Source organism: Microbacterium candidum (genome assembly GCF_030315975.1).
GTDB lineage: Bacteria > Actinomycetota > Actinomycetes > Actinomycetales > Microbacteriaceae > Microbacterium > Microbacterium candidum.
This window is the reverse complement of record NZ_JASXSZ010000003.1, coordinates 627,594-644,616: the sequence shown is the minus strand read 5'-3', so window position 1 is coordinate 644,616 and position 17,023 is coordinate 627,594. Positions and strand designations below refer to the sequence as shown.

At 70.7% G+C, this 17,023-nt stretch carries 19 protein-coding genes and 1 tRNA gene; 12 read left to right on the top strand and 8 right to left on the bottom strand.

Annotated features, from left to right (window positions below; all coding sequences use genetic code 11):
* Positions 1-20 precede the first annotated feature (20 nt).
* Together QSV35_RS12505 and QSV35_RS12500 are read right to left on the bottom strand one after the other, a co-directional pair.
* Positions 21-572 carry a hypothetical protein gene (locus QSV35_RS12505; protein ID WP_286289084.1) on the bottom strand — a complete coding sequence of 184 codons (552 nt, stop codon included), beginning with the start codon at positions 570-572 and terminating at the stop codon, positions 21-23.
* 8 nt (positions 573-580) lie between these two features.
* Positions 581-1,417 (bottom strand): inositol monophosphatase family protein, encoded by an 837-nt coding sequence (locus tag QSV35_RS12500; protein ID WP_286289083.1) that lies wholly within the window; start codon positions 1,415-1,417, stop codon positions 581-583.
* Positions 1,418-1,533: 116 nt separating this feature from the next.
* On the opposite strand from QSV35_RS12500, the gene QSV35_RS12495 reads away from it, so the two are divergent.
* Positions 1,534-1,606, top strand: a tRNA-Lys gene (locus tag QSV35_RS12495).
* Between the two features lies 1 nt (position 1,607).
* Positions 1,608-2,489 carry a pantoate--beta-alanine ligase gene (gene panC / locus QSV35_RS12490; RefSeq protein ID WP_286289082.1) on the top strand — a complete coding sequence of 294 codons (882 nt, stop codon included), beginning with the start codon at positions 1,608-1,610 and terminating at the stop codon, positions 2,487-2,489.
* 27 nt (positions 2,490-2,516) lie between these two features.
* Here the strand turns inward: panC and QSV35_RS12485 are convergent, their stop codons facing one another.
* The 3 genes from QSV35_RS12485 to QSV35_RS12475 all read right to left on the bottom strand — a co-directional run bounded on the left by QSV35_RS12485 (position 2,517) and on the right by QSV35_RS12475 (position 5,269).
* Positions 2,517-3,272 (bottom strand): SDR family oxidoreductase, encoded by a 756-nt coding sequence (locus QSV35_RS12485; protein ID WP_286289081.1) that lies wholly within the window; start codon positions 3,270-3,272, stop codon positions 2,517-2,519.
* Complete coding sequence (panB, locus tag QSV35_RS12480; protein ID WP_286289080.1) at positions 3,269-4,099, bottom strand: 3-methyl-2-oxobutanoate hydroxymethyltransferase; 831 nt, start codon at positions 4,097-4,099, stop codon at positions 3,269-3,271. Before panB ends, QSV35_RS12485 begins: the two co-directional genes overlap by 4 nt.
* 69 nt (positions 4,100-4,168) lie before the next feature.
* Positions 4,169-5,269 (bottom strand): hypothetical protein, encoded by a 1,101-nt coding sequence (locus QSV35_RS12475; RefSeq protein ID WP_286289079.1) that lies wholly within the window; start codon positions 5,267-5,269, stop codon positions 4,169-4,171.
* A gap of 83 nt (positions 5,270-5,352) precedes the next feature.
* Here QSV35_RS12475 and QSV35_RS12470 point away from each other — a divergent pair, with 83 nt between their 5' ends.
* On the top strand, positions 5,353-5,787 hold the full coding sequence (locus tag QSV35_RS12470; protein WP_286289078.1) for a MarR family winged helix-turn-helix transcriptional regulator: 435 nt from the start codon (positions 5,353-5,355) through the stop codon (positions 5,785-5,787).
* A 47-nt stretch (positions 5,788-5,834) separates the two neighbouring features.
* On the opposite strand, the gene QSV35_RS12465 is transcribed toward QSV35_RS12470, so the two are convergent.
* Together QSV35_RS12465 and QSV35_RS12460 are read right to left on the bottom strand one after the other, a co-directional pair.
* Positions 5,835-7,061, bottom strand: a complete 1,227-nt coding sequence (locus tag QSV35_RS12465) for an MFS transporter (protein ID WP_286289077.1) — start codon at positions 7,059-7,061, stop codon at positions 5,835-5,837.
* The gene (locus QSV35_RS12460; protein ID WP_286289076.1) at positions 7,058-7,492 is read right to left on the bottom strand and encodes a MarR family winged helix-turn-helix transcriptional regulator; all 435 of its coding nucleotides are present in this window, start codon (positions 7,490-7,492) and stop codon (positions 7,058-7,060) included. The genes QSV35_RS12465 and QSV35_RS12460 overlap by 4 nt, the downstream gene beginning before the upstream one ends.
* Positions 7,493-7,624: 132 nt before the next feature.
* Here QSV35_RS12460 and QSV35_RS12455 point away from each other — a divergent pair, with 132 nt between their 5' ends.
* Genes QSV35_RS12455 through QSV35_RS12415 form a run of 9 tightly spaced genes read left to right on the top strand, consistent with a single transcriptional unit; the run spans position 7,625 to position 16,204 of the window.
* Positions 7,625-8,827 (top strand): substrate-binding domain-containing protein, encoded by a 1,203-nt coding sequence (locus tag QSV35_RS12455; protein WP_286289075.1) that lies wholly within the window; start codon positions 7,625-7,627, stop codon positions 8,825-8,827.
* Positions 8,828-8,849: 22 nt separating this feature from the next.
* Complete coding sequence (locus QSV35_RS12450) at positions 8,850-9,614, top strand: ABC transporter ATP-binding protein (protein WP_286289074.1); 765 nt, start codon at positions 8,850-8,852, stop codon at positions 9,612-9,614.
* A complete protein-coding gene (locus tag QSV35_RS12445; protein WP_286289073.1) occupies positions 9,611-10,318 on the top strand; it encodes an ABC transporter ATP-binding protein in 708 nt (235 codons plus the stop codon). Before QSV35_RS12450 ends, QSV35_RS12445 begins: the two co-directional genes overlap by 4 nt.
* Positions 10,315-11,190: a branched-chain amino acid ABC transporter permease gene (locus tag QSV35_RS12440; RefSeq protein WP_286289072.1), complete on the top strand. Its 876-nt coding sequence runs from the start codon at positions 10,315-10,317 to the stop codon at positions 11,188-11,190. The genes QSV35_RS12445 and QSV35_RS12440 overlap by 4 nt, the downstream gene beginning before the upstream one ends.
* Positions 11,187-12,299, top strand: a complete 1,113-nt coding sequence (locus QSV35_RS12435) for a branched-chain amino acid ABC transporter permease (protein WP_286289071.1) — start codon at positions 11,187-11,189, stop codon at positions 12,297-12,299. Before QSV35_RS12440 ends, QSV35_RS12435 begins: the two co-directional genes overlap by 4 nt.
* Positions 12,296-13,879, top strand: a complete 1,584-nt coding sequence (locus QSV35_RS12430; protein ID WP_286289070.1) for a class I adenylate-forming enzyme family protein — start codon at positions 12,296-12,298, stop codon at positions 13,877-13,879. Before QSV35_RS12435 ends, QSV35_RS12430 begins: the two co-directional genes overlap by 4 nt.
* A complete protein-coding gene (locus QSV35_RS12425; RefSeq protein WP_286289069.1) occupies positions 13,876-14,562 on the top strand; it encodes a TetR/AcrR family transcriptional regulator in 687 nt (228 codons plus the stop codon). The genes QSV35_RS12430 and QSV35_RS12425 overlap by 4 nt, the downstream gene beginning before the upstream one ends.
* Positions 14,559-15,311 (top strand): 3-hydroxybutyrate dehydrogenase, encoded by a 753-nt coding sequence (locus QSV35_RS12420; RefSeq protein ID WP_286289068.1) that lies wholly within the window; start codon positions 14,559-14,561, stop codon positions 15,309-15,311. Before QSV35_RS12425 ends, QSV35_RS12420 begins: the two co-directional genes overlap by 4 nt.
* Complete coding sequence (locus QSV35_RS12415; protein WP_286289067.1) at positions 15,296-16,204, top strand: alpha/beta fold hydrolase; 909 nt, start codon at positions 15,296-15,298, stop codon at positions 16,202-16,204. Before QSV35_RS12420 ends, QSV35_RS12415 begins: the two co-directional genes overlap by 16 nt.
* Here the strand turns inward: QSV35_RS12415 and QSV35_RS12410 are convergent, their stop codons facing one another.
* Positions 16,205-16,993, bottom strand: coding sequence for an IclR family transcriptional regulator (locus QSV35_RS12410; protein ID WP_286289066.1), 789 nt, complete (start codon positions 16,991-16,993; stop codon positions 16,205-16,207).
* Positions 16,994-17,023: the final 30 nt, after the last annotated feature.

Genomic DNA, 17,023 nt, shown 5'->3' with positions numbered 1-17,023 from the left:
CCCGCTGCCTGGAGGGGAGGTCAGGATTGCGGCCAGTCCACGAGGAGCAGCCCCTGCTTCGTATCGGCGACCTTCACCCATCCGTCGCCGAAGAGGTAGGTCGTGCCGTAGCCGTCGCTGTCCGGCGCCACGACGGTTGACTTGTCCTCGGTGACGTACGTGCCGTCCTTCGTGTCCTTCAGGACGTGCCAGCCGTCGGCCACGAGCTTGTCGCGGGCGGTCTTGGCCTGCGCGGCGGTGATCGGCGCCCACCCGAAGACCTGCATGTTGTCGCTCGCCGTGGAGAAGTCCGCCCACTGGCACTCGATGCCACCGGTGATCTCGAGATCGCCGATCATGAACGGGACTGTCTGGGACGTCCAGCCGACGCCCTCGAACGAGCTGACGGTCGACGAGGGGATGATCCCGTTGCACGTCGGGGCGCCCACGGCCGTGGGGCGAGCCGACGGCGTCGCCTTCTGACCCTGCGGGCTCGCACCGTTCGTCGTGATCGGTGCGGGTGCCGCGGGCGAGCACGCGACGAGGACGGATGCCGCGGCTGCGGCGATCACGAAAGCGGCGGCGTGCCGCATCCCCCGATTCACGCGCCCGCTCCCGTGCCGTCGTGCACGAGCGAGAGGAAGGCGTCGTGCAGGATGCCGTTGGTCGCGAGCGAGGAGAGTTCGGCGATGGAGTCCGTTCCCTCGAAAGACGTGAAGCGGCCGCCCGCTTCGCGGACGATCGGCACGTGCGCGGCGATGTCGTACTCCTTGACGCCGAACTCGGCGACGAACTCGAGGCGACCCTCGGCGAGCAGCATGTACGGCCAGGCATCCCCGTAGCCGCGGTCGCGCCAGACCGTGCGCGAGAGGCGGATGAGCGCGTCGAGGTGCCCCGATTCGTCCCATTGTGCGATGCTCTGGAAGCTGGCGCTCGCCGCGTCGAGGCGGTCGACGTCGGACACGTGGATGCGACGGGGCTCGGCTTCCGTGGAGGTCCACGCGCCGAGACCCGTGGCGCCCCACCAGCGTCGCCCGATGGCGGGCTGGCTGACCACGCCGACCTGGGGTACGCCGTCGATCGCGAGCGAGATCAGCGTCGCCCACATCGGGATGCCCTTGAGGTAGTTCGCGGTGCCGTCGATGGGATCGATGATCCACTGACGGGCGGTCGAGCCCTGCGCGCCGAACTCCTCGCCGAACACGCCGTCGTCCGGCCGCTCGGCTTCGAGGATCGCGCGGATGGCGCGCTCGGTGGCGAGGTCCGCCTCGGTCACGTGGGTGGCGTCGGCCTTCGTGCGCACGTCGAGATCGGGTGCGTCGAAGCGGGCCATGGACACCGCATCCGCGGCGTCGGCGAGACGGAGTGCGAGGTCGAGGTCGGCTGCGAGGCCGTCCGGGCGCGCGCCGGCAGGCGGCTGCGTGATGGGGGAGGTCACGGCTCCATGCTAATCGGCGACCCTGGACGAGCACGGCACGCCCGGGCCCGCGCCGATTTCGCCATCCGTCCTCCTTCCGGTAATGTTGTCTCTCGGTTCACTTCACGGTGAATCGAGCACCTCTAGCTCAATCGGCAGAGCAACTGACTCTTAATCAGTGGGTTCTGGGTTCGAGTCCCAGGGGGTGCACATGACAGGAAACGGTCCCGCAGAGCGGGGCCGTTTCCTCGTTGTGCGGACGGTCGCCGAGCTGCGCGAGCGGCTCCTGCCGGCGCGGCTCGCGGGGGAGCGGATCGGGTTCGTCCCGACGATGGGCGCCCTCCACGACGGGCATCTCGAGCTCATCCGAGGGGCGGCCGCCGAGAACGGCGAGGTCGTCGTCTCGATCTTCGTCAATCCGACGCAGTTCAACGATCCGGCGGATCTCGCCTCATATCCGCGCACCGAGGAGCGCGATGTCGAGCTTGCCCGCTCTGCCGGTGCGACCGCGGTCTTCGCACCGTCCGCGGGCGAGATGTATCCCGCCGGCTTCTCCACCTCCGTGCACGTCACCGGCGTCACCGAGCGCTGGGAGGGGGCGTCCCGCGGCGCTGCGCACTTCGACGGCGTCGCCGTGGTCGTGACGAAGCTGCTCTCTGCTGTCGGCGCCGACACGGCCTACTTCGGGCAGAAGGACGCGCAGCAGGTCGCCGTCGTCCGCCGATTCGCGACGGACCTCAATCTGCCGACCCGGATCCGCTCGCTGCCGACCGTGCGCGACGCGGACGGACTGGCGCTGTCGAGCCGCAACGTCCGACTCTCGGCCGACGATCGCGAAGCCGCGCTGTCCCTCAGCCGGAGTCTCGCCGGCGCCCGCCGGCGCGTCACGGAAGGCGAGACCGACACGGCCGTGCTCGCGGCCGAGGCGAGCCGCATCCTGTCCGACGCCGGGGCATCGGTCGAATACTGGGCCGTCGTCGATCCCGTGACGTTCGAGCCGCTGGACGCGATCGTTCCGGGCACGCTGGCGATCGTCGCTGCGCGGGTCGGGGACGTGCGTCTCATCGACAACGCTGTGCTCTCCGACGACTGACAGACGGTCGATGGCCGTCCCGGCGGGTCAGAAGAGCTTCGTGAGCCCGCCGTCGACCGCGACGGTCTGACCGGTGATGAAGGATGCTTCGTCCGAGGCGAGGAACGCGATGAGCGCCGCGACCTCCTCGGGGCGCCCCCAGCGGCCGAGGGACGTGCGGGTGCGGACGACCTCCGACATGCGGGCATCGACCATGAGGTCGTCGTTCGCCTCGGTCGCGATCGTCCCCGGCGCGACGGCGTTGACGCGGTAGCCCTGCGGTCCGAGCTCCGCGGCGAGCGATCGGGTCATGCCCTCGAGGCCCGCCTTGGCCGCCGCGTACGCGACGTCTCCGGCCCGCCCGATGGAGGCGGCGATCGACGACACGTTCACGATGGAGCCGCCCGGCTGATCGCCGTGCAGGGCGAGGAACCCGCGGACGACGTCGTAGGCGGAGACGAGGTCGGCCTGCACGAGCGCCGCGAACCCGGGAGTGTCCATCTCGCGGACGCCGCGTCGGTCGCGCATGCCCACGTTATTGACGAGGATGCGAGGGACGAGCCCCGCGTCGGCGGCCTGGGCGAACGCGCCCGCCAGCGCGACCGGGTCGGTGACATCGGCCGGGAAGGCGTCGGCGGCGAGGCCGTCGGCCCGGAGGGCGTCGACGACGGGCTGGAGGGTCGCCGCATCCCGTCCGCCGATGAGGACGTGCGCGCCGCGTCGCGCCAGGTGGCGCGCGGTCGCGAGACCGATGCCGGTGCGCGCGCCGGTGATGAGCGCCACGCGGTCGATGGCAGCGGTCATTCGTCGTCCAGGGCGCGCGCGAGGGTGGCCGCATCCATCGTGCTGGCGTTCTCCGGGCCGGGGAACGAGCCGTCGGACACCGCGGCCGCGTACTCGTCGAGAGCGGCGACCGTCTCTGCGCCGAGGGAGCGGAACCGGCGCGCGTGACGCGGCACGAAGTCCTCGTACAGCCCGAGGAGGTCGTGCCACACCTGCACCTGGCCGCTGCATCCCGCTCCCGCGCCGATGCCGATCGTCGGGATCGACAGACGCTCGGTGATCGCGGCCGCGAGCTCCGCCGGAACGAGCTCGAGCACGACCGCCCAGGCGCCCGCCTCCTGGACGGCGAGCGCGTCCTCGAGGATGCGGCGCGCGTTCGCCTCGTCGCGTCCCTGTACGCGCGTGCCGAGCGCGTGCACCGACTGAGGAGTGAAGCCCACGTGGCCCATGACCGGGATGCCGACGTCCACCAGCCTGCGGATGAGGGCCGCGACCGAGGTTCCGCCTTCGAGCTTGACCGACTGGCATCCGCCCTGCTGCATGAGCCGCACCGCGGCGCGCACGGCGTCGTCGTCGATGGCGGTCACCCCGAACGGGAGGTCGCCGACGACGAGCGCGTTCGAGTTTCCGCGGACCACCATGCGGGTGTGGTAGATCATGTCGTCGACCGTCACGGGCAGCGTGGAGTCGTTGCCCTGCACGACCATCCCGAGCGAGTCGCCCACGAGGATCAGCGGGACGCTGCTGCGATCGACGAACTGCGCGCTCGTGTAGTCGTAGGCGGTGACCATCGCGAACCGCTCTCCGGCCTCATATGCCGTGCGGATCGACTGGATCGTGGTGCGCATCTCTCGATTCTCCCAGGCCCTGGCAGGGCTCGTGGCCGGCGCGGTGATTCCCTTCCCGGCCACCGCGATTCAGCCGGCGACGACCAGCTCCTCCTCTTCCGCGGTCGCGGCGATCGTCTCGTCCGCGAGCACCCGCCGGCTTCGCGTGGCGAGGTGGCCGACGATGACGAGGGCGACGCCGGCAACGGCCCACAGCGACAGGCGCAGCGCATCGAAGCCGATGCTCTGGCCGGGGAAATACGTCAGCATGCGCGCCGCGTCGAGCCATGCCGCGCCGTTCCAGAAGGTCGTGAGGCCGGCGAAGAAGGCCGGCTCGAGGTAGGACGGGTAGACGCCGCCCGCGCTGGTGACGTTGAGCATCACGAACAGGGCCGTGAGGGTCGGGGTCGTCCAGCCGCGCAGGAACGGGTGCAGGCCGATGCCGATCGTGATGATGCCGAAGGCGTAGAGGCCGGCGAGCAGCCAGATGAGCCACTCGTTGCCGTTCAATGCGTGGTAGACGCCGCCGGCGATGACGACCGCGGCCGCGGCGACGACGAAGCCGACGGCCGCGCCGATCCCGATCCGCCACAGGACACCGAGCTTCGACGCGCTCGCCGAGATGGCGACCGAGCTCGCGTACGCGCCGACCGTGATGGCGATGAGGAGGAAGAAGAGGGACTGGCCGGCGGGGTCCTGCGCGGTGCCGGACCGCACGTCGACGACCTGCAGCGGCAGGTGCTGGTCGTACGCGATCGGCTGGAACAGCGCCTGCGCCGTTGCCGCTCCCGCCTCGGAGGCGGCGTGCGACACATAGAGGGTGGCGCCGGAGGCGTCGACCTGGAACGCTGCGGCGATCTTCTGGTCGAGGATCTGCCGGCGGGCGGTGGATTCCGAAGCCACGGTCGTCACGGCGAGCTTTCCGTCGCCCTTGTCGTTGAGCGTCTGCGCGAAGACCTGCGCCTCGGGTCCGCTTCCGACGACGGCGACCGGCATCCCGTGCGGCGCGGGGGCGTGGAACGCCCCCATGTACGCGAACGCCATGCCGAGGGCGAGGAAGAGCGGGATCATCAGGTGGCGCGCGATCGAACCCCACGAGGAGGCGGCGGGCCAAGCCATGCGGCGTGCCGGGGCGGCGGCCGGGATGCGTCGCAGCTCGGGGAGGGGAACGGGGTGTGCGGTCGTCGTCATCATGCCTCTCTGGTCGGTCTATGTTGCACTATGCATCATAACAGAGTGTTGCATTATGAAACTCACTGTTCTAGGCTGCTGACATGTCGCGCCCGGACCGCTCCGATGTCGTCGGCCGTGTCCACACGGCGCTCATCACGATCGCGCGCCGCGGCAGCGTCCGCCGGCAGGCGCGGTCGACGCTGTCCCGCGTCGAGGAATCGCTTCTCGCGCACCTCGCCGCACATCCGGGGGAGCGCGCGATCGACATCGCCGATCAGTTCCAGCTGAACCGGTCCACCGTGTCGCGCCAGCTCGCCGGGCTCATCGAGCGCGGTCTGGTCGCGGACGCCGACGGCGCGGCAGTCTCTCGCCGGGGGCAGCCGCTGTCCGTGACCGCACGGGGCGCGGCGCTCCTCGAGGGGAGCGACGACTCGATGCTCTCGATCATCGACGAGCGGATGCGCGCGTGGCCTGACGCGGACGTCGCGCGCTTCGCCGATCTGCTGGAGCGCTTCAACACGGACCCCGAGGAATGAGAAGAGCCCGCACCCTTGCGGATGCGGGCTCCTGACGACGAGCCGGCTCAGGCGGCGTCGCCGATGAGGACGGCCGATGCCTCCTCCTCGATGTCCGCCTCGTGCTCGTCCACGCGGGTGAGCGCGCGGCGGCCGATCGCGATCGTCAGCGTCGCGATGAGGACGGACGCGCCGGCGAACAGGTACGGCACGGTCGGGCCGTACGCGTGCCACAGGGCGGCCGCGATGGGCGGGGCGGCCGCGCCGCCGAGGAAGCGGACGGCGGAGTACGACGACGATGCGACCGACCGGGGGAGGTCGGTCGACTCCATCACGGACTCGGTGAGGACTGTGTTCATGACGCCGAGCAGGAGACCGCCGACGATGATGCACACGACGAGGGCGACCTGGCTGGCGACGAGGAATCCGGCGACGATGAGGTCGATCGCGAGCAGCGGCAGGACGAAGAGCATCACGGTCGTGCGGCGGAAGTGCCGCAGCAGCCACGGGGCGACCCAGACGCTCGTGATCGCGAGGGCGACGCCCCAGCCGAAGAACGTGAGACCGATGCCCATCGCACTGAACCCGAGCGGGAACGGTGAGAACGCCAGCAGGACGAAGAAGCCGATGTTGTAGAAGAGGGCGGCGATCGCGAGGACCGCGAGGGCGGGGATGCGCAGCGCCTTGAACGGTGCCGAGAACGGCACCGGCTCGCGCTTCTCGCCAGGGCCGCGCAGCAGCACGGCGACGGCGACGAAGGCGATCGCCATGAGCACGACGACGCCGAAGAACGGGCCGCGCCAGCTCACCTCGCCGAGGAGGCCGCCGAGGAGAGGGCCGATCGCGATGCCGAGACCGAGCGCGGCCTCGTACAGCACGATCGCGGAACCGCTGCCGCCGCTGGCGGCTCCCACGATCGTCGCGAGAGCCGTCGAGATGAACAGCGCGTTGCCGAGCCCCCAGCCGGCACGGAATCCGATGATCGCGTCGACGCTGCCGCTCAGGGCGCACAGGAGCGCGAACACGACGATCAGGGCGAGGCCCACGAGGAGCGTCGCCTTCGCGCCGATGCGGCTCGAGATCCAGCTCGTCACGAGCATCGCGAGGCCGGTGATGGCGAGGTAGCTCGTGAACAGCAGCTCGGTCTGCACGGGCGTCGCATTGAGCGACTCGGCGATGGCGGGGAGGATCGGGTCGACGAGGCCGATGCCCATGAAGGCGACGACGCAGGCGAAGGCGACGGCCCAGACCTGGGCCGGCTGACGCCAGGGGGATGCGGGAGCGGGAGCGTTCATCGGGCGGGTGCCTCCAGGGGGGTGGTTCGGGATGTGAGGATGCGGGCCGCCTGTGAGAGGGCCGCCCACTCGTCGTCGCCGAGATCGGCGAAGAGGGGTTCGAGGGTCGCGCTGAGTTCGGCCTTCCAGTCCGCGAAGGCGCGGATGCCGGCATCCGTGATCGTCACGACGGTGGCGCGCGAGTCGTCCGGGTCGCTCGTGCGAGTGACGAGGCCTTCCTCGGCGAGCTGGCCGACGAGGCGCGTCATGCCGGGCTGGGTCGTCCGGCACGCGGCGGCGAGGCCGCCGATGCGCTGCGGCCCCTCGTGCTCGAGCACCTTGAGCGCGCGCCACTGGGCTGCGGGGGCGTCGTTCTGGCGCTGTGCGGCGGCGATGCGGGTGAGGGCGTGGGCCGCGCTGACGATCGCGTAGAGATCATCTGCCTTGCTCATACCCAAAGTATATACCTTTGGTATGTAATTCGGAAAGCCCGAGGGTTTGACAGCGTCCGAGGCGTCACCTACTTTGAAACCTAGAACCTGAATCGGGTTTCATAAATGTCTTCCAAAGGTGAAAGGCTGAAGATGCGCGTTTCGAAGAAGTGGGCCGCCGCCGCGGTCGTCGCGACAGCCGCCGTGGCCCTCGCCGCGTGCGCTCCCACGGCGCCGGGAGCGAGCGGCCCGTCGGAATCGGGTCCGTCGTCCGTCACGGTCGGCATGATCACGAGCGAGACGGGGCCGCTCGCCGGCTACGGCAAGGAGTACCTCGCGGGATTCAAGGCAGGGCTCGACTATGCGACAGACGGCACCGGCGAGGTCGGCGGCACGAAGATCACCGTCGATTACCGGGATGACGCCGGCAACCCCGACACCGCCGTCACCGCGGCGAAGGACCTCGTCGGCCAGGGCGTGAACGTGCTGCTCGGCAGCGCCTCGTCCGGGGTCGCGGCGGCGCTCGCGGAGCAGGCCGCCCAGAACAAGGTGCTGTTCATCTCGGGGCCGGCCGCCGCGGACACCCTGACGGGCATCAACAAGCACACGTTCCGTTCCGGCCGGCAGAGCTCGCAGGACGTCGCCACGGCGGGAAGCTTCCTGACCGACGTCTCGGGCAAGAACATCGCGGTGTTCGCGCAGAACAACGCGTTCGGACAGGGCAACGCCGCGGCGGTGAAGGCGAACCTCGGCGCGAAGGGCGCGACGGTGACGCCGATCCTGGTCCCCGAGGACGCCACCGAGTTCACGCCGTTCGCCCAGCAGGTGCTGCAGGCCAAGCCTGACCTCGTCTTCGTCGCGTGGGCGGGAGCGACGACAGGTGCGATGTGGCAGGCGCTCAGCCAGCAGGGCGTGCTCGACGGAGTCCCCGTCGTCACAGGCCTCGGCGACGCCGCGACCTTCGGCGCCTACGGCGAAGCATCCACCAAGATCAAGTTCCTGAACCATTACTTCCCCGGTGCAAACACGCACGCCGTGAACAAGAAGATGATCTCGCTCATCGAGAAGGAGGGCGGCACCCCCGATCTGTTCAGCCCGGACGGCTTCAACGCGGCGCTCATGCTCGTGCACGCGGTCGACAAGGGCAAGGGCGACGTCGACGCCATGGTCAAGGCCCTCGAGGGCTGGTCGTTCGACGGACCCAAGGGGAAGACGACCGTGCGCGCGTCCGACCACGCTCTGCTGCAGGAGATGTACCAGGTGCAGCTCGAGCCCTCCGGCAGCACGTTCGTGCCGAAGCTCGTCAAGGTCGTTCCCGCCGACGAGGTCGCCCCCGCCGAGACGCCGGCCAAGTGACCGACGGCGAGCACACGACACGATGAGCACCCCCACCCCGCCCGCGCTGCGCATCAGCGGCCTCGGACTGACGATCGGCGGCGCGACGATCCTCGACGCCGTCGATCTCGAAGTGGCCTCAGGTTCGCTGGTCGGCGTGATCGGCCCGAACGGTGCCGGCAAGACGACGCTGTTCAACGCCGTCTCCGGGATCGTCAAGCCGACCGCCGGCCGGATCGAGCTCGACGGCGTCGACATCACCCGGATGCCGGTCGCGGAGCGCGCCAGGGCGGGGCTGGGGCGCACGTTCCAGACCTCGAGCCTGTTCCCCAAGCTGACCGTCTTCGAGAATGTGCGACTCGCCTCGCAGGCGGCGCACGGCCGCCCCTACGCGCTGCTGCAGCGCCCGCGGGCGACGGATGCGGCGACAGCGCGGGCTCGCGACGCCCTCGCCGAGGTCGGCCTCGCACATGTGGCGGACATGCCCGCGGGCGGCATCTCGCACGGCGACAAGCGCAAGCTCGAGATCGCCGTGCTTCTCGCGACCGACGCGAGGACGGTGCTCCTCGACGAGCCGATGGCGGGGGTGGCGTCGGGGGATGTCGCGGGCCTCGCCCGCCGCATCCGGGAGCTCCACGATCGCACCGGATGCACCGTGCTGATGGTGGAGCACCACATCGACGTGCTCCTCGGCATCGTCGAGAACGTCGCCGTGATGTACTCGGGCTCGATCATCGCGTTCGACGAGCCTCGCCGGATCATGGAGAACCCGCTCGTGCAGAGCGCGTATCTCGGGAGCGCCGCGTGACCGCCGTCCTCGAGGTCACCCATCTGCAGGCGAGCATCGGCGGTCAGCAGGTCGTGGAGGACGTCACGTTCTCCGTGCCTGCGCACGGCATCACAGCCGTCCTCGGCCGCAACGGCGTGGGCAAGACCTCGACGCTGCGGGCGATCATGGGCCTCATCCCGCGTACCGGCGAGATCCGCCTCGACGGCGAGCGCATCGACGCGCTTCCGCCCCATCGCGTCGCCCGTCGGGGCGTGGGCTACGTGCCGGAGGACCGCGAGGTCTTCGCCACCCTGACCGTCGCCGAGAACCTGGCGCTCGCCGAGCGCGGTCCGCGCACGAACCGCGAACTCGTCGACGCGCTGTTCCCCGACCTCGTGCGCCGCCGCAGCCAGCTCGCGGGCACGCTCTCCGGTGGACAGCAGCAGATGGTGTCGGTCGCACGCGCGCTCCTCAACGACAACCGCATCCTGCTCGTCGACGAGCCCACGAAGGGTCTCGCACCGAAGATCGTCACCGAGGTCGCGGATGCGCTCGCGGAGGCCGCGCGCACCGTGCCGATCCTCCTCGTCGAACAGAACCTCGAGGTCGTCCGCCGCCTCGCCGGAGACGCCGTCGTCATCGTCGGCGGGCGTGTCGCCCACGCGGGCCGCGCCGCGGACCTCCTCGACGATCCCGAGCTCACCCGCCGCCTTCTCGGCGTCCACGCGGAGGCCCACGCATGAGCAGCATCGTCCTCGTCCTCTTCACCGGCATCGGGCTCGGTGCGCTGTACTTCCTCGTCGCCTCCGGGCTGAGCCTCATCTACGGGCTCATGCACGTCCTGAACTTCGCCCACGGCGCCTTCCTCACGCTGAGCGCGCTCATCGGCTGGGCGGTGGCGCAGCGACTGGACACGGCATCCTGGGGCGGGTTCGTCGCCTCCATCGTCGTGGGCGCGCTCGTCGGGGCGGTCTTCGCCGCCCTCACGGAGCTCGTCCTCATCCGGCCGCTGTACGAGCGCCACATCGAGCAGGTCCTCGTCACGGTGGGCCTCGCGTTCGCCGCGACCGCCCTCTTCTCCGGGATCTGGGGCACCGACCCGATCTACATCCGCGGGCCCGCGTGGCTCGTGGAGACGACGGACATCCTCGGGGCCAAGATCCCGAACGTGTACTGGGTGCTGATCCTCGCGGCGGCGCTCGTCCTGGGAGCCCTCGTGCTGTTCCTCAAGCGCACCCGCTACGGGATGATCATCCGCGCGGGCGTCGAGAACCGCGCGATGGTGACCGCGCTCGGCATCGACGTGCGGACGTCCTTCACCCTCGTGTTCGCCATCGGCGGTGCCGCCGCGGGCATCGGGGGAGTCCTCGCCGCGCACTACTCCGGCTACGTCTCCTCGACCCTCGGGCAGACCCTCCTCATCTTCGCGTTCATCGTCACGGTCGTCGGCGGCCTCGGCTCGCTCGCCGGAGCGGCCATCGCATCCGTCCTCGTCGCGGTCCTCCAGCAGTTCGCGAACTTCTTCCTCGGCGGCACCGGCGACTTCATCGCCGTGGCGCTGCTCGCGGTCGTGCTGCTCGTGCGACCGACCGGACTTCTCGGGAGGCGCGCATGAACCGCGTGAAGGCGTTCGCGCCGCTGATCGTCGGCATCCTGGTCGTGGTCGTCTTGGCACTGCTGCCGCTGCTGAACATCTCGCTGCCGGGCGTCCTGCCCGGAGCCACGTACATGCCCGGCAGCCTCGCGCTCATGTCGTTGTGCATGGTGTTCGCGGCGCTCGCGCTCTCCTACAACCTGATGCTGGGAACGGCGGGGATGCTGTCCTTCGGCCACGCGCTGTCGTTCGGCGCCGGCGCCTACGGGCTGGGTCTCGCGCTGCAGTACCTGCACGTGCCGCTGTGGCCCGGCATCCTGATCGCACTCCTCGGCGGGCTCGTGATCGCGCTCATCACGGGAGCGATCAGCATGCGGGTCTCCGGCATCCCGTTCGCGATGGTGACCCTCGCGTTCGCGCAGGCGGGTTCGGTCCTCGTCCGGCGCAACCAGGGGGTCACCGGCGGCGAGGAGGGGCTGTCGCTGCCGGCCGCGCTCGTGCCGGACTGGCTCGTCGGCGTGCTCAACACGCGCAACCTCTACTGGTTCGCGCTCGTCGTCGTCGTGCTCGTGTACCTCGTCGTGCTGTGGGTCGACACCTCGCGCCTCGGCCACCTCGCGCGGGCGACGCGGGAGAACGAGCTCCGGGTGCAGGTGCTGGGCCTCCGTCCGTATGTCGTGAAGCTCATCGTGTTCGTCGTCGCGGCGGGATGCGCGGCGCTCGCCGGTGTCGCGTACATGCTCCTGCAGTCGGGGACGCAGCCGTCGGCCGTCTCGGCGGATCTCACCATCACGATCCTCGTCATGGTGGTCCTCGGCGGCGTCGGCTACCGATGGGGTGCCGTGGTCGGCGGCGTGCTGTACACACTGCTCGACCAGCGGCTGACGGTGCTCGCCCGCTCGGACGTCATCGCCGGGCTGCCGGACGTGCTGCGCGTGCCGCTGTCGGAGCCGCTGTTCCTCCTGGGCGTACTCTTCATCCTGGTCGTCATGTTCCTGCCGGGCGGGATCGCGGGCACCGCCGAGAACCTCGTGCGCCGACGGCGGACGACCACGAGCGTCACGGCCCCCGCCGAGGCGATGGACGACATGGACGACGAGATCGACGCGGTGGAGGGGGCGCGGCTGTGACGACGCGAGACGAACCGCACACGCTCGGCAGGTGGCTCGCCGACCGCGCCGCAGCGTCCGCCGACGCGATCGCCGTCGACGACCGCGGAGTGACGATCTCCTATGGCGCCCTCCACGCCCGCATCGCGCGGCTGACCGCTCGTCTGCGTTCCGCGGGATATGGTCCCGGCGACCGCGTGTGCACCGTGTCGGGCAACTCGATCGATCACATCGTCGCCTTCCTCGCCTGCGCCGCGGCGGGCATCGCCTTCGTACCGTTGTCCTGGCGGCTGACGCCCGGTGAGCTCGCCGATCTGCTCGTGCGCTCGTCGCCCGCACTGGTGCTTTACGAGGACGAGTATGGGACGCTCGCCGCGGACGCCGTGCGCGCGGTCGCGGCGGACGGCGGAACCCTCCGGGCTCCGCTCGTCGAGCTCGGGGCGACCGGCGTGGAGGCGCATGTGCGCCGTGCCGCCGCCCGGCGCGAGCCGCGGGCCGTCCGCGACGACGACGTGGCGCTCGTCATCCACACCTCCGGCAGTGAGAGCGCCGCGAAGGGCGTCATGCTCACGCACGCCAACTGCTTCTGGAACAACCTCGCGCTCGCGGGGGTCGCACAGCTGACCTCTCGCGACGTCGTGCTGTGCGTCCTGCCGCAGTTCCACGTCGCGGCGTGGAACGTGCAGCCGCTGCTCGCGTGGGCGGTCGGCGCCACGGTCGTGCTGGAGCGGTCCTTCCAGTCCGCGCGCGTGCTCCAGCTCATCGCCGACCGCGGGGTGACGGCGATGATGGCCGTGCCGACGCAGTATCGTCTCCTCGCCGACGACCCCGGCTTCGCCGCATCCGATCTGTCGTCTCTGCGACTCGCGCAAGTCGGCGGCTCCACGATCTCGCACGAGCTGGCCGACGCGTGGGCCGCTCGCGGGGTCGGTCTCGTGCAGGGATACGGACTGACCGAGGCGGGCCCCAACGTGCTCTCCACGATCCCCGACCAGCGAGCGACCGCGCTGCGTCCGTATCCCCACGTCGACGTCCTGGTCGCCGACCCGGAGACGACGCTGCCGCTGGATGACGAGGCGACCGGCGAGCTGTGGGTGCGCGGACCGAGCGTCTTCGCCGGCTACCTCGGTGACCCGGATGCCACGGCACGCGCGATGCGCGGCGAGTGGCTGCGCACCGGCGACCTCGTGCACCGCGATTCCGACGGCGGATTCCACGTCGTCGATCGGCTGAAGGACATCTACATCTCCGGTGGGGAGAACGTCGCCCCGGCGGAGGTGGAGCGCGCCCTGTGCCGCCACCCGCTGGTGGAAGCGGCGGCTGTCGTCGGGGTGCCGGATCCGGTGTGGGGCGAGCGCGGCGTCGCGTTCGTCGTGCTGCGGGCGGGGACCGCCGCGTCCGACGACGAGCTGTACGCGCACGCGCGGCGCCACCTCGCGGCCTACAAGCTGCCGGTTCGCATCGAGCGGGTCGACGAGCTGCCGCTGTCCGGGATCGGCAAGCTGGCGCGAGCGCGGCTGCGCGATCGCGCGACGCGAGACGCGGGGTTCGTGAAAGAAGGCGCTGCGGCGTCCGAGGGGGAGGGGAACGGGCGATCATGAGCATCTCGCCTGACATCGTCGAGGGGACCGAGAATGTGTCGCCGGCCACCGGCCGGCCGCTCACGAAGCGCGGTGAGGCCACGCGGCGCCGACTGCTGGAGGCGGCCGAGGCCGTCTTCGCGGAGCAGGGCTACCACGAGGCGTCCATCGTGAAGATCACGGAGCGCGCGGGCATCGGCCTCGGGACGTTCTACCTGTACTTCGACAGCAAGCAGTCGATCTTCGAGTCGCTCGTGCTGGACCTCAACCAGCGCGTCCGGCATGCGATGGCCGAGGAGATGGATGCCGCCGGCTCGAGGCTCGACGCCGAGCGCGCGGGATTCGCGGGGTTCTTCCGCTTCACCGCCGAGCACCCCGCCCTGTACCGGGTCGTGCGCGAGGCCGAGTTCGTCTCCCCGGAGACACTGCGTCAGCACTACACGCGCATCGTCGACGGGTACGAGCGAGGGCTCGCCGCCGCGCAGGCGGTCGGCGACGTCGACCGCCGACTGGATCCCGCCGTGACCGCGTGGGCGCTCATGGGCATGGGCGAGCTCATCGGCATGCGGTTCCTGCTGTGGGATCGGGATGCCGAGGGCCGTGCTCCGGCGGAGATGCCGGTGGATGTCTTCGACCACATGATGCTTTTCATCGACAACGCGCTCGCTCCGCGGACGCACGACACGGAAGACGGACGATCGTGACCGATCAGGACCTCCAAGGCCGCCGCGCCCTCGTCACGGGCGGTGCGAGCGGCATCGGGCTCGCCTGCGCGCGCGAGTTCGCGGGGCGCGGAGCGCACGTCGTCATCGCCGATCGGGACGGTGCGGCGGCGGATGCGGTGGCGTCGGAACTCGGCGGCGAGCCGTGGATCGTGGACCTCGCCGAGACGACCGCGCTCGACGACCTGGACCTGGATGTCGACATCCTGGTCAACAACGCGGGCATCCAGCGCGTCGCCCCGATCGTCGACTTCGAGCCCGACACGTTCCGCTTCATGCTGCGGCTCATGCTGGAAAGCCCGTTCCTGCTCACTCGGGCCGCGCTCCCGAAGATGTACGAGCGCGGCTGGGGGCGCATCGTCAACATCTCGAGCGCGCACGGGCTGCGCGCCAGCGCCTTCAAGTCGGCGTACGTCGCCGCCAAGCACGGGCTGGAGGGCCTGTCGAAGGTCACCGCTCTCGAAGGCGGCCCGCACGGCGTCACGAGCAACTGCATCAACCCCGCCTACGTGCGCACGCCGCTCGTCGAGAAGCAGATCGCCGACCAGGCGGTCGTGCACGGCATCCCGGAGGGCGAGGTCGTCGAGAAGATCATGCTCACCGAGACCGCGATCAAACGGCTCATCGAGCCGGAGGAGGTCGCGTCGCTCGCGGGCTGGCTCGTGTCGGATTCCGCCGGCATGGTCACCGGCGCCTCCTACACGATGGACGGCGGATGGACAGCGCGGTGAAGCGGGCGGCGCCTGCACTCCTCGACCTCCCGGTGCGCGGCGGAGACCTGCGCGTCGCCGTGTGGGAAGCCGAGCCCGGCGCGCCGACGGCCCTCCTCATCCACGGCGTGACCTCTTCGCACCTCGCGTGGTCGTGGGTGGCGGAGCAGCTTCCCGGCGTGCGGCTCATCGCCCCGGATCTGCGCGGCCGGGGGCGCAGCGCGGGCGTCGCCGGCCCTGCGGGCATGATCGCCCACGCGGACGATCTCGCCGCGGTCCTCGCCGCAGTCGGCGTCGATAGGACCCTGGTGGTGGGCCACTCGATGGGCGGCTTCGTCGCTCTCGTGTTCGCGCAGCGGCACCCGGAGCGAGTGTCGGAGCTCGTGCTCGTCGACGGGGGCATCCCGCTCGAGGTGCCCGCGGGGATGACGCCGGAGGAGACCGTCGCCCACGTCCTCGGTCCGACCGGCGAGCGGCTGTCCATGCGGTTCGCGACGACGGACGACTACCTCGGCTTCTGGCACGCTCATCCGGCCTTCGACGGACCGTGGTCGCCCCTCCTCGACGAGTACTTCGCGTACGACCTCGTCGACGATGGCGCGGGTGCGCTGCGCCCCGCGACGCGGTTCGAGACCGTCGCCGAGGACAACGTCGACATGACGACGACGACGGTGGTGCCGGACGCATTGGCTGCGCTCGCGCACGACGCCCGCCTGCTGACGGTTCCCCGGGGTCTCGCCGCGGAGCCGCCCGGGCTCTACTCGCCCGAGCGGCTCGCGCAGGTGCTGCCGCAGCATCCTCGCATCCATCACGAACGGATCGACGGCTTCAACCACTACACGATCGTGATGACGGATGCCGGCGCCGCAGTCGTCTCGCGCGCCGTGCTCGACGCGCTCGAAGACGCCTCCTGATCAGCGACTCGATCGGGAGGCCACGCGCGCGGTGAGCTGGTGGGCGTGCGCGAGCAGCGTACGCCCGAGATCCGCGAGGCGGTCCGGTCCGAACCGGAACTGCACCCCGGTGAGGCTCAGCGCCCACTGCGGGTGCCCCTCGCGGGTGAAGACGGCGGCGCCCATCCCGTAGGAGCCCTCGACGATGAGCCCGGGATTGAGGGCGAAGCCGCGGGCCTTCGTCTCGCGCAGGCGCGCGCGCAGGCGCGGTTCGGCGTGCGGTTCGCCCCACCGTTCGGCGAGATCCGGGTGGCGCTCGAAATAGGCGTCCACATCGTGGTCCGGCAGGAAGGAGAGGATGGCGAGCCCCGCCGACGCGACGCCGAGCGGGAAGCGCACGCCCTCCGACAGGACGAAGGAGCGGATCGGGAAGCTGCCCTGCTCGCTGAGCAGGCACACGGTCTCGTCGCCGCGGCGCACGGAGAGGAACGCGCTCTCCTCCGTGCGGACGGCGAGCGACCGCACGATGTCGCGCGCGACGTCGGTGATGTCGTATCGGGCTGCGGCGACATTGCCCATGAGGTACAGCTCCGGCCCCGGCATCCACCGCCCGGACTCCTCATCCTGATCGACGAGACCCTCGCGCCGGAGCGCCGTGAGCAGCCGATGGGCCGTCGGCCTCGTCAGCCCGGTGCGCGCTGCGAGTTCAGTCGTCGCCGCCCCGCTGCTTCCCGCCGCGGTGACGAGCCTCAGGAGCGCAGCCGCCCTGGCGATCGCCTGGGCGCCGGGTACGGATCGGGAACTGTCCACGATGTGGACGATATCCGCGGTGTGCTCCAC

What these genes read in the sequence shown, in the direction of transcription:
- QSV35_RS12460 (WP_286289076.1), bottom strand. Translation starts at nt 7,492, where the DNA reads ATGAGCAAGGCAGATGATCTCTACGCGATCGTCAGCGCGGCCCACGCC.
- QSV35_RS12455 (WP_286289075.1), top strand. Translation starts at nt 7,625, where the DNA reads ATGCGCGTTTCGAAGAAGTGGGCCGCCGCCGCGGTCGTCGCGACAGCC.
- QSV35_RS12475 (WP_286289079.1), bottom strand. Translation starts at nt 5,269, where the DNA reads ATGACGACGACCGCACACCCCGTTCCCCTCCCCGAGCTGCGACGCATC.
- QSV35_RS12450 (WP_286289074.1), top strand. Translation starts at nt 8,850, where the DNA reads ATGAGCACCCCCACCCCGCCCGCGCTGCGCATCAGCGGCCTCGGACTG.
- QSV35_RS12485 (WP_286289081.1), bottom strand. Translation starts at nt 3,272, where the DNA reads ATGACCGCTGCCATCGACCGCGTGGCGCTCATCACCGGCGCGCGCACC.
- QSV35_RS12465 (WP_286289077.1), bottom strand. Translation starts at nt 7,061, where the DNA reads ATGAACGCTCCCGCTCCCGCATCCCCCTGGCGTCAGCCGGCCCAGGTC.
- panC (WP_286289082.1), top strand. Translation starts at nt 1,608, where the DNA reads ATGACAGGAAACGGTCCCGCAGAGCGGGGCCGTTTCCTCGTTGTGCGG.
- QSV35_RS12425 (WP_286289069.1), top strand. Translation starts at nt 13,876, where the DNA reads ATGAGCATCTCGCCTGACATCGTCGAGGGGACCGAGAATGTGTCGCCG.
- QSV35_RS12505 (WP_286289084.1), bottom strand. Translation starts at nt 572, where the DNA reads ATGCGGCACGCCGCCGCTTTCGTGATCGCCGCAGCCGCGGCATCCGTC.
- QSV35_RS12440 (WP_286289072.1), top strand. Translation starts at nt 10,315, where the DNA reads ATGAGCAGCATCGTCCTCGTCCTCTTCACCGGCATCGGGCTCGGTGCG.
- QSV35_RS12435 (WP_286289071.1), top strand. Translation starts at nt 11,187, where the DNA reads ATGAACCGCGTGAAGGCGTTCGCGCCGCTGATCGTCGGCATCCTGGTC.
- panB (WP_286289080.1), bottom strand. Translation starts at nt 4,099, where the DNA reads ATGCGCACCACGATCCAGTCGATCCGCACGGCATATGAGGCCGGAGAG.
- QSV35_RS12470 (WP_286289078.1), top strand. Translation starts at nt 5,353, where the DNA reads ATGTCGCGCCCGGACCGCTCCGATGTCGTCGGCCGTGTCCACACGGCG.
- QSV35_RS12415 (WP_286289067.1), top strand. Translation starts at nt 15,296, where the DNA reads ATGGACAGCGCGGTGAAGCGGGCGGCGCCTGCACTCCTCGACCTCCCG.